The 8,500-nt window shown below is 61.2% G+C and carries 9 protein-coding genes; 7 read left to right on the forward strand and 2 right to left on the reverse strand.

Going from position 1 to position 8,500, the window contains the following annotated elements:
• Positions 1–25: 25 nt before the first annotated feature.
• The 5 genes from CLV74_RS04740 (at position 26) to CLV74_RS04760 (ending at position 5,240) form a co-directional block, all read left to right on the forward strand.
• On the forward strand, positions 26–739 hold the full coding sequence (locus CLV74_RS04740) for a LuxR C-terminal-related transcriptional regulator (protein WP_106263064.1): 714 nt from the start codon (positions 26–28) through the stop codon (positions 737–739).
• A gap of 18 nt (positions 740–757) precedes the next feature.
• Complete coding sequence (locus CLV74_RS04745) at positions 758–1,906, forward strand: FIST N-terminal domain-containing protein (protein ID WP_245888457.1); 1,149 nt, start codon at positions 758–760, stop codon at positions 1,904–1,906.
• Positions 1,903–4,161 (forward strand): hybrid sensor histidine kinase/response regulator, encoded by a 2,259-nt coding sequence (locus CLV74_RS04750; protein ID WP_106263066.1) that lies wholly within the window; start codon positions 1,903–1,905, stop codon positions 4,159–4,161. The genes CLV74_RS04745 and CLV74_RS04750 overlap by 4 nt, the downstream gene beginning before the upstream one ends.
• 48 nt (positions 4,162–4,209) lie before the next feature.
• Positions 4,210–4,878 carry a hypothetical protein gene (locus CLV74_RS04755; RefSeq protein WP_245888458.1) on the forward strand — a complete coding sequence of 223 codons (669 nt, stop codon included), beginning with the start codon at positions 4,210–4,212 and terminating at the stop codon, positions 4,876–4,878.
• A gap of 62 nt (positions 4,879–4,940) precedes the next feature.
• Positions 4,941–5,240, forward strand: a complete 300-nt coding sequence (locus tag CLV74_RS04760; RefSeq protein ID WP_106263094.1) for a hypothetical protein — start codon at positions 4,941–4,943, stop codon at positions 5,238–5,240.
• On the opposite strand, the gene CLV74_RS04765 is transcribed toward CLV74_RS04760, so the two are convergent.
• Positions 5,237–6,028 (reverse strand): quinoprotein dehydrogenase-associated SoxYZ-like carrier, encoded by a 792-nt coding sequence (locus CLV74_RS04765; protein ID WP_106263067.1) that lies wholly within the window; start codon positions 6,026–6,028, stop codon positions 5,237–5,239. The two genes, CLV74_RS04760 and CLV74_RS04765, sit on opposite strands and share 4 nt — an antisense overlap.
• 125 nt (positions 6,029–6,153) lie before the next feature.
• On the opposite strand from CLV74_RS04765, the gene CLV74_RS04770 reads away from it, so the two are divergent.
• Positions 6,154–7,161 carry a quinoprotein relay system zinc metallohydrolase 2 gene (locus CLV74_RS04770; RefSeq protein WP_106263068.1) on the forward strand — a complete coding sequence of 336 codons (1,008 nt, stop codon included), beginning with the start codon at positions 6,154–6,156 and terminating at the stop codon, positions 7,159–7,161.
• On the opposite strand, the gene CLV74_RS04775 is transcribed toward CLV74_RS04770, so the two are convergent.
• A complete protein-coding gene (locus CLV74_RS04775; RefSeq protein WP_106263069.1) occupies positions 7,158–7,775 on the reverse strand; it encodes a hypothetical protein in 618 nt (205 codons plus the stop codon). The two genes, CLV74_RS04770 and CLV74_RS04775, sit on opposite strands and share 4 nt — an antisense overlap.
• 165 nt (positions 7,776–7,940) lie before the next feature.
• Between CLV74_RS04775 and CLV74_RS04780 the strand changes: the two genes are divergently transcribed.
• Positions 7,941–8,500: alcohol dehydrogenase catalytic domain-containing protein (locus CLV74_RS04780; RefSeq protein ID WP_170107981.1), on the forward strand; the 560-nt coding region annotated here is incomplete at its 3' end.

Genomic DNA, 8,500 nt, shown 5'->3' on the forward strand with positions numbered 1-8,500 from the left:
GCTCTCGCTTAGGGAGGAAATCGTTATGTACCATCAACCAGCGACTGTGCCGGCTGGACAGATCGAGTCTGTCCTGATCGTTGACGATCATCCGCTTTATAGCGACGCGCTTGAAGCAAACCTGAAAATCGTCTTTGAAGATTGCGAGATTACCAAGTCCAAGTCGCTGAAAGACGCGCTGAAATGTCTGGACGACGGGGTAGAGCCTGATTTGGTCATGTTCGATCTCAAACTGCCGGATGTGCGCGGGATTTCCGGTTTCCAATCTCTGCGGGACCGCAAGCCCGACACGCCCATTCTAGTGATCTCATCCCTGACCTCGATCGAGGTGGTCCACGCGTTGATGGAGCGTGGGGCCGCCGGTTTCCTGCCCAAGGATTCCTGTTCCGAAGTTCTGGGCCGCGTGGTCACCAGTGTGATCGCAGGCGAGCGTTACGTGCCGACCGCCTACCGCAAAGAGCCCCGCGCAGCGGTGCAGGATGCCCCCAAGACCAAACTGGATGAACTGACCCCGCAGCAGCAGAAGATCATGCGTCTGATCTGCTCGGGCAAGGCGAACAAGCAGATCGCATATGAGCTGAACCTGGCCGAGGCTACGGTGAAGGCCCATATCACCGCGCTGCTGCGTCGGCTTGGGGTCCAGAACCGGACGCAGGCTGCAATGCTGATGGAGGGCTCTCTGGCTGCCAACAGCAATGAGGTCACCGACCCCGACGCACTGGCCTTCTTGACCCACTAAGGTTTCCGAATGCTGGATATGAACCGCCTTCCCCGCTTTGTCAGCGTTGCTGTGTCGCGGGCATTGGAGGCCGAAAGCGCTGTCGCTGAGGCTGTGGCGCAGATTGACCGCCGCGAGGCATGCTTTGTGCTGGCCTTCGCGCCAAACCATCTGCCGCTGGGGCAGGTGGCTGCGGCGCTGGATGCCTATATGGGCGGCGTGCCGGTGTTCGGATGCACGACCGCCGGTCAGATCACGCCTGAAGGCTATGAGACCGGCGCGCTGATGCTGGTCAGCTTTCCGCGCCGCTATTTCCGCTGCGCCTCGATGCTGATCACGCCATTGAACCCGCTGTCGATGCAAACCATCGCGGATGACGCCACGCGTCTGCGCAACAATTTCCAGCGCACGGCGGGTTGGCGTCGGCTGGGGCTGTTGATGGCGGACGGCGTGTCGAAACAAGAGGACCTGCTGGCCTCGACCCTTGAAAGCTGTCTGGGGGATATCCCGATCTTTGGCGGCTCGGCCGGAGACGCCCTGACGTTCGAGCAGACCTACGTGCTGCATCGGGGCGAATTCCATCCCAACGCGGCGCTGCTACTGCTGATCGAAACGGCGCTGGATTTCCGTGGCCTTGGCTTTGACCATTTCCTGCCGACGGAAAAGCTGATGGTGGTGACCGATGCGGTTCCCGAAGAACGTCTGGTGCTAGAGTTGAACGGCGCCCCCGCCGCGCAGGAATATGCCCGTGCGGTCGGCTGTCAGCCGCAGGATTTGTCGCCCGAGATTTTCGCCGAAAACCCGATGCTGGTACGGCAGAACATGAACTTTCACGTGCGTGCCATTCATGCGACCCAAGGGACGGACGGGCTGGCCTTTCTGGGGGCGATTGACGACGGGCTGATCCTGACCCTTGGCCAAGGGACCGAGATCATCCAGACCCTTGAGACCGGTCTGGACCAGCGCGACGATAAGGGGCTGCTGCCCGATTTCATCCTTGGGTTCGACTGCGTCCTGCGCAAGCTGGAGTTTGAACAGAAGGGCATGTGCGATGAGGTCTCAGAGGTCTTTCGCCGTCGCCGCGTTCTGGGCTTCAACACTTACGGCGAACAGCATTGCGGCGTGCATGTGAACCAGACCTTCGTGGGCGTCGCGTTCTTTGACCCTGTACCGGAGGGTTTGAATTGATCGATCAGGACGCACCATTAGAGGTCCAAGTGGTCCGTCAGGCCAAGATCATTGATGCCCTGATCCGCCGCGCAAACCGCCAGCACGAACTTGGCAATTCGGCCTATTCCTCGTTTCAGTCGGCGATTTCCTTGCAGGCGCAGGTCTGGGCCAAGACCCGCGATCTGGAACGGACGACCTCGGAACTGGCGAACGTCCGCGATGACCGCGAACGGACCCGCAAGAACCTGACCGAGGCGCTGGCGGCGATGGAGGGCGGCTTTGCCCTGTTCAGCCACAACAGCCTTGAGGTCTGCAATGACCTGTTCCAGAGCATCACACCCGATCTGCTGCCCCGTCTGGTACGAGGTCTGAAGATTGACGAATACATCGATGCGCTGTTGACCAGCAAATATCTAGTCTCGACCGACGGGCGGCTGTTCGGGGCTTTGGCGCAGGCGCGGCGCTCGGCGGTTGGGACGCCGGTGACGGCGGTGGTGATCGAACTTCTAGGGGACCGGTTCTTTCAGGTGAACCTGCAACGGACCAGCACCCACAATATGATCATCCTGCTGACTGACATCAGCCGGATCGTGCGGCAGAACCGGTCCGAGACCGAGACCCTGATCGACCAACAGGCCCACTATCTGCAAGCCGCGTTCGAGAATATGACCTCGGGTGTATGCACCTTTGCCGAAGACGGCACGGTCAAGATGTACAATCAGCGCTTCCGCCAGCTTTTGGGGCTGCCCTATACGCTGCTGCAAACGGGGGTCGAATTGCAGCGGTTGCTGCGGCATGTGCGCGCCCATGCGGTGGCCGATGACGCGGCAGGGTTTGAAGAGGCCTACTGGCTGGACCGCCTGAAAAAACAGGGCCGCTTCCGTGCCCGCCTGCGCCATTCCAACGGGCGGGTGCTGGACATGCACGCCCATGTGCTGCCTGACGGCGGCTTTCTGGTCGACCTTGGCGATGTCAGTGCCGAAATCCGCACCGCCGAGATGCTGGAAAACCGTGTGGCCGAGCGCACCGCCGAGTTGACCGAAGCCAACAACCGCCTGCGCCAGCAGTATGAGGAGAAAGCGCGGGTCGAGGAAAAGCTGCGCGAGGCCAAGGAACGGGCCGAGGCTGCTGTGTCCTCAAAGACCCGCTTTCTGGCGGCGGCCAGCCACGATCTGCTGCAACCGATCAATGCGGCCAAGCTGATGATCTCGACCCTGAAGGACGCCACGCGGGAATCTTCTGTGTTTCCCATGGTGGACCGGCTGCAAAGCAGCTTCACCTCAACCGAGCAGTTGCTGCATTCGCTCTTGGATATCTCGCGACTGGACAGCAGCGATTCTGCGGCGCTGTCGCCTTCGGACATCTGTCTGGGGACGTTGATGCAGGGGGTCTATGACGATCAAAAGCAGCTGGCGGAAAAGAAGGGCGTGCAGCTGGATGTGGTGCCGAACATGCTGTTTGTGCGCTCTGATCCTGTGTACCTGCTGCGCTCGATCCAGAACCTTGTGGTGAACGCGATCCAATACACACCCGAAGGCGGGCGCGTGCTATTCGGCTGCCGCCGTCGCGGCGATCAGGTGGTGCTAGAGGTCTGGGACACGGGCATCGGCATCAGCCTCAAGGATCAGGCCCGTATTTTCGAGGAATTCACCCGCGCCGGAAACGTGCCTTTGGGTACGGGCGTGGGTCTGGGGCTGTCCATCGTGGAGCGCACATGCCGCCATCTGGGTCATGAGGTGACGGTGAAGTCGAAACCCGGTGTGGGGTCGGTCTTTTCCATCGCCATGAAGATGGTCGAAGGTCAGCCCGCGCAATCCGAAGAACGCTCGCCCATTGGGTTGGACGAAAGCCATGATCTGGATCTGATCGTCTTGGTGGTCGAGGATGACCCCGACGTGATGTTCGCCATGACCTCAAAGCTGGAGCAATGGGGGGCCAGTGTCTTGGGTGCACCGTCCACAGCGCAGGCCCTACAGCATGTGCGCGATATGGGCATCCCGCCAGACATCATTCTGGCCGATTACCAGCTTGGCGGCACCGATACCGGCCTGCGGGCGATCAAAGCCGTGCGAGAGCTGTCAGAGGCGCAGGTGCCTGCGATCATGATCACCGCTGACCGCGGCGACCATCTGTTGCGGATGGGGGCCGAGAACGGCTTTACCGTGCTGACCAAACCCGTCCGCATCCGCAAACTGCGCCCCCTGATCGAATGGCTGACCCAGCCGCAAATGCCTGAGGCAGAGGCTCTTGGTACAGACGAAAGTCGGCCATGACAGGGCATGGCGGGCGGATACGCTGATCCTCAAGGGGAGGAACTTTACATGCAGAAAATGCGGAAAAAACTGGTCTCGCTGGCGGTGGTCTGCGCCATGGCCGCGCCGCTACAGGCGGCTGTGATTGAAGGCAACGCCCTATATGATCACCTGTTCAAGACCGGCACGCTGGATCATGTGGGGGCAGGGACCCAGTTGGTTTATTCGCGGCAGGTCAGCAACACGATGCTGCCCGAGGCGGCAACGCGGGACACGGGGCAGGTGGTGCTGACGCTTGAGGCAGGCGAAACTCCAATGGCGGCGCTGCAATTCCAGCAGGACGGCAAGCACCGGAACCTTGGTACCTTTCCCGCCAGCATCGGCAATCCGATGATCATGTATTTCGCTGAAACTATCGCGCGGGACATGGCCGAAACCGCTGGCGGCAGCCCGTTCTACATCCGCAACCGCCTGAAAGAGGCGCTGGTTAGCGCGGCAGAGGTCAGCGAAGGCACGGCGATGGTGGATGGCAAAGAGGTGGCCGTCAGTACGATCACGATGGTGCCTTTTGCCAATGACCCCAACCGCGCGCGGATGCAGGGCTTTGCCGATCTGACGCTGACGGTCACGGTCTCGCAAGATGTGCCGGGCTGGTATCTGGCGATGGCGGCAGATGCGCAGCACGACGGACAAGGTTACCGGTCCGAGACGCGCTTTATGGCGCTAGAGGCCAAGTGATGCGGAATGTGGTGCGCATTGCGGCGCTATGTGTGTCCATCGGGGGCGGTGTCGCCCCCGTCATGGCGCAAAGCGTAGCGCAGCGGCTGAATGATTTCCCCACAGCGGCGCGGGCGGACTATGTGTTCGCCTGCATGGCCACCAACGGCCAAACCCGCGAGATGCTGGACAAATGCGCTTGCTCGATCGACGAGATCGCTTCGATCCTGCCCTATGAGAAATACGTGCAGGCCGAGACCGTGTTGTCCATGCGCCTGACAGGGGGCGAGCGTATGGCAGTCTTTCGTAGCGCCGCATCTGCCAACACGCTGGTGGCCGACCTGCGCCGTGCGCAGGCCGAGGCCGAGGTGATCTGCTTCTAGCTGCCCGATTTGGACAGAGGCTTGCGCCAGATGTTGCCTTCGGTATCGGTGGCGGTGACGATCAGATCACCGGCGCCGTTATCTGTGTAAAGAAACCGAAATACAGGATTCTCACTGATCGAGATGCCACCTTCCATCGTGAACAGCTCTTCGTCCCCCTGAGTCACCTTGATCGTGTCGATGAAGTGGGCGGGGATGAACAACTGGGTCAGCTGGTTCCGCTGAAGGCCCGAATAATTCGGATGCCGGATCATGATCTGCGCTTCCTGCCGCCCGTCGCTGCGGGGCGCGAATTCACGCAGGCGCATCTCTCCCATATTCGCTAATGAGGTTTCCGCGTCCTTGGTCGCAGGGGCCGAACACCCGCCCGAAGCCTTCACATAAGCGCCGTCCATCGACGTGCCGGCAGTGGTGTCCGCGATCACGCGCACGTCGGAATACTCGTTCACCCGCACCCGCAGTTCAAAGTCCAGCGGATGCATGGCAGAGCCAAAGGTAAAGGTGCCCGCCACGGGGGCGGGGTTTTCATCCACCACGACCACAGCGCGGGTCACGGGGCTGGCTGGATCATCCTGCCGGATGCGCAGGGGCACGGTGGCGGCATCCTGTGCGCGGGCGGGTGCCTCAAGGTGCCAAAGGCCGGTGGCAGAAGCGGGGGTGATATCTCCGATGATGTCGCCCTTCAGCTCTTCCCATGTGGGACTGGGCAGCAGGGGATTGTCTTGGGCCGATGCGGTACCTGCCAAAAGGCAGATCACGGCACCGGCCATCAGGTGGCGTGCAGGCATGGTGGGTTCTCCTCTTGGAATATAAGTATGCCATTCGCCCTGCGGACCGCCCAACACAGCCGAAGGTCTGTGTGGTGGCATGCTTAAGCACACCCCAGCATTTAATGGGGGAAAGGGGGTGCAGCATGTTTGAAGCCCTTGCAATGGTCTGTCTGGAAAGCACCTGCCATGAGGTTCTGGCACCGGGGTATGAGGCCGCAACGCTGGCCGAGTGTGAGGCGGCATTGATCGCCAGAATGCCCGAGGGCGTTACCGCTGCCCGCTGCGCCGCGAGTGGCCCTGCGCTAGAGGTGGAAGAGGTCGCACCCGGCGTCTTTGCCCATATCGGCGCGATAGAAGAGCCTGATCCGCGCAACGGTGGTGATGTGGCAAATCTTGGGTTTGTCATCGGGGATCAGTCGGTTGCGGTGATCGATGCGGGCACCACCCGCCATGTCGCAGAGGGGCTGTGGCGGGCCATCCGCCAGCACACGGATTTGCCCGTCAGTCATTTGGTCCTGACCCATATGCACCCTGACCATGTGTTGGGCGCGCCCCTTTTTGCGGAGGCAGGCGCGCAGGTCGTAGGGCATGAAAACCTGCCCCGCGCCTTGGCCGACCGGCAAGAAGGCTACCTGCTGCGGCTGGGACAAGAGATCGGTGCCGCAGGCTTTGAGGGCAGTGGAATCGCCCCTGTCGATCAGGGAATCACTGGGCCGGTCACGGTGGACTTGGGCGGGCGCAGTCTGACGCTGACCCCTTGGCCGCTGGCCCACACCGGCACAGATGTGACGGTGCAAGATTCGGCCAGCGGCGTTTTCTTTGCCGGGGATCTTTTGTTCGAACAGCATTGCCCGTCGTTGGATGGCTCGGTCAAAGGGTGGCGTGCGGTTCTGGACCAGCTACAGCAGATCACCGCCAGCGCAGTGGTGCCCGGTCATGGCCGCGTGCTGCGCCCGTGGCCGCAAGAGGTCGCGATTGCCAGCTATCTTGAGGCGTTGCAGACCGAGACCCGCGCCGCCTTGGATCAAGGGCTGCGTTTGTCTGATGCGGTGGCGATTGTGGCGCAAGAGGCATCTTCCCATTGGGACCTGTGCAGCACCTACACGCCGCGCAATGTAACCATCACCTATACCGAGCTTGAGTGGGACTAGCCCCCCGCCCGTGACGCCTCTTGCAGCAGTTGAGAGATCGCGAACAGGCGCTTTTCCAGCAGCACTGGCGTCTCGCACAGGTAGGTGATGGATTGCTGGCGGTCGATAAAGATGCGCTCGTCCCAGTCCAGTTGCTCTTCCAGCGCGTCCACCTTGTCATAGTCGGGGGCGTCCTGCGCCATCAGCGCATCCATCTGCGCGCGGTTGGCATCAACGCGTTTGGACAGTTCGATCTGCCCAAGGCTAAAGTCCCCGATGCCGTTGATGATCCGCCCGCGGCGGGTTTCCAGCGCGTGGAAGGTGCGGGCAAAAACCTGCGCCAGAAGCGTTGCGTCGCGGCCCTGGGCGGCGGTGAAGTTAGCCACCAGTTCGGCCGCGTGATCCATATCCACCCGTTGCAGTGACAAGGCGGCGGCCAGCTCTTTCACGGCCGAGTCTTGCGCTTCGGGAAGATCGGTTTCAGCGGGGATGTCGGGCCACATCAAAGCCGGTGTCAGACCCGTCACCTTGCGCTGGATACAGGGCCATGTGGGGTCAGAGAAATCTGCAGCACTGGCGGGAAGACCACCCGCCGCCACCGCCGCGCATACGAAGAATATCTTGATTTTATTCATAAAAATCTCCTCTCCCACGGCAAGTATGACCTATGGCCTGCGGGGCTGTAAATGCAGACCTGACACCCACCATCGTATGCATTGAGAGGATCGGGCACCCGTACTCATACTTGGACCAAGCGGCGTGTACCGCGGAATACAAAACCAAGTCAGGGAGAAATCTGGATGCGCACCCGAGCCGCCGTCGCTGTAGAAGCAGGCAAGCCGCTAGAGATCATGGAGGTGAACCTCGAAGGCCCGAAAGCGGGCGAGGTTCTGGTTGAAATCAAGGCGACCGGCATTTGCCACACGGACGAATTTACCCGCTCTGGCGCGGACCCCGAAGGGCTATTCCCGTCCATTCTGGGCCATGAAGGCGCAGGCGTTGTGATTGAGGTGGGCGATGGCGTCACCACCCTGAAACCCGGCGATCACGTGATCCCGCTGTATACCCCTGAGTGCCGCGAATGCCCTAGCTGTCTGTCGGGTAAAACCAACCTCTGCACCGCGATCCGCAACACCCAAGGTCAGGGCCTGATGCCCGACGGGACCACCCGTTTCAGCATGCTGGATGGCACGCCGATCTATCACTACATGGGCTGCTCGACCTTTGCGCAGCACACTGTGATGCCGGAAATCGCGCTGGCAAAAGTCCGCGATGACGCGCCCTTCGACAAGATTTGCTACATCGGCTGCGGCGTCACCACCGGCATCGGCGCGGTGATCAACACGGCAGGGGTCGAGAT

The sequence above is a fragment of the Donghicola tyrosinivorans genome (genome assembly GCF_003003355.1).
Classification (GTDB): Bacteria; Pseudomonadota; Alphaproteobacteria; order Rhodobacterales; family Rhodobacteraceae; genus Donghicola; species Donghicola tyrosinivorans.

What these genes read in the sequence shown, in the direction of transcription:
- CLV74_RS04770 (WP_106263068.1), top strand. Translation starts at nt 6,154, where the DNA reads ATGTTTGAAGCCCTTGCAATGGTCTGTCTGGAAAGCACCTGCCATGAG.
- CLV74_RS04760 (WP_106263094.1), top strand. Translation starts at nt 4,941, where the DNA reads ATGGCGCAAAGCGTAGCGCAGCGGCTGAATGATTTCCCCACAGCGGCG.
- CLV74_RS04775 (WP_106263069.1), bottom strand. Translation starts at nt 7,775, where the DNA reads ATGAATAAAATCAAGATATTCTTCGTATGCGCGGCGGTGGCGGCGGGT.
- CLV74_RS04740 (WP_106263064.1), top strand. Translation starts at nt 26, where the DNA reads ATGTACCATCAACCAGCGACTGTGCCGGCTGGACAGATCGAGTCTGTC.
- CLV74_RS04765 (WP_106263067.1), bottom strand. Translation starts at nt 6,028, where the DNA reads ATGCCTGCACGCCACCTGATGGCCGGTGCCGTGATCTGCCTTTTGGCA.
- CLV74_RS04755 (WP_245888458.1), top strand. Translation starts at nt 4,210, where the DNA reads ATGCAGAAAATGCGGAAAAAACTGGTCTCGCTGGCGGTGGTCTGCGCC.
- CLV74_RS04745 (WP_245888457.1), top strand. Translation starts at nt 758, where the DNA reads ATGAACCGCCTTCCCCGCTTTGTCAGCGTTGCTGTGTCGCGGGCATTG.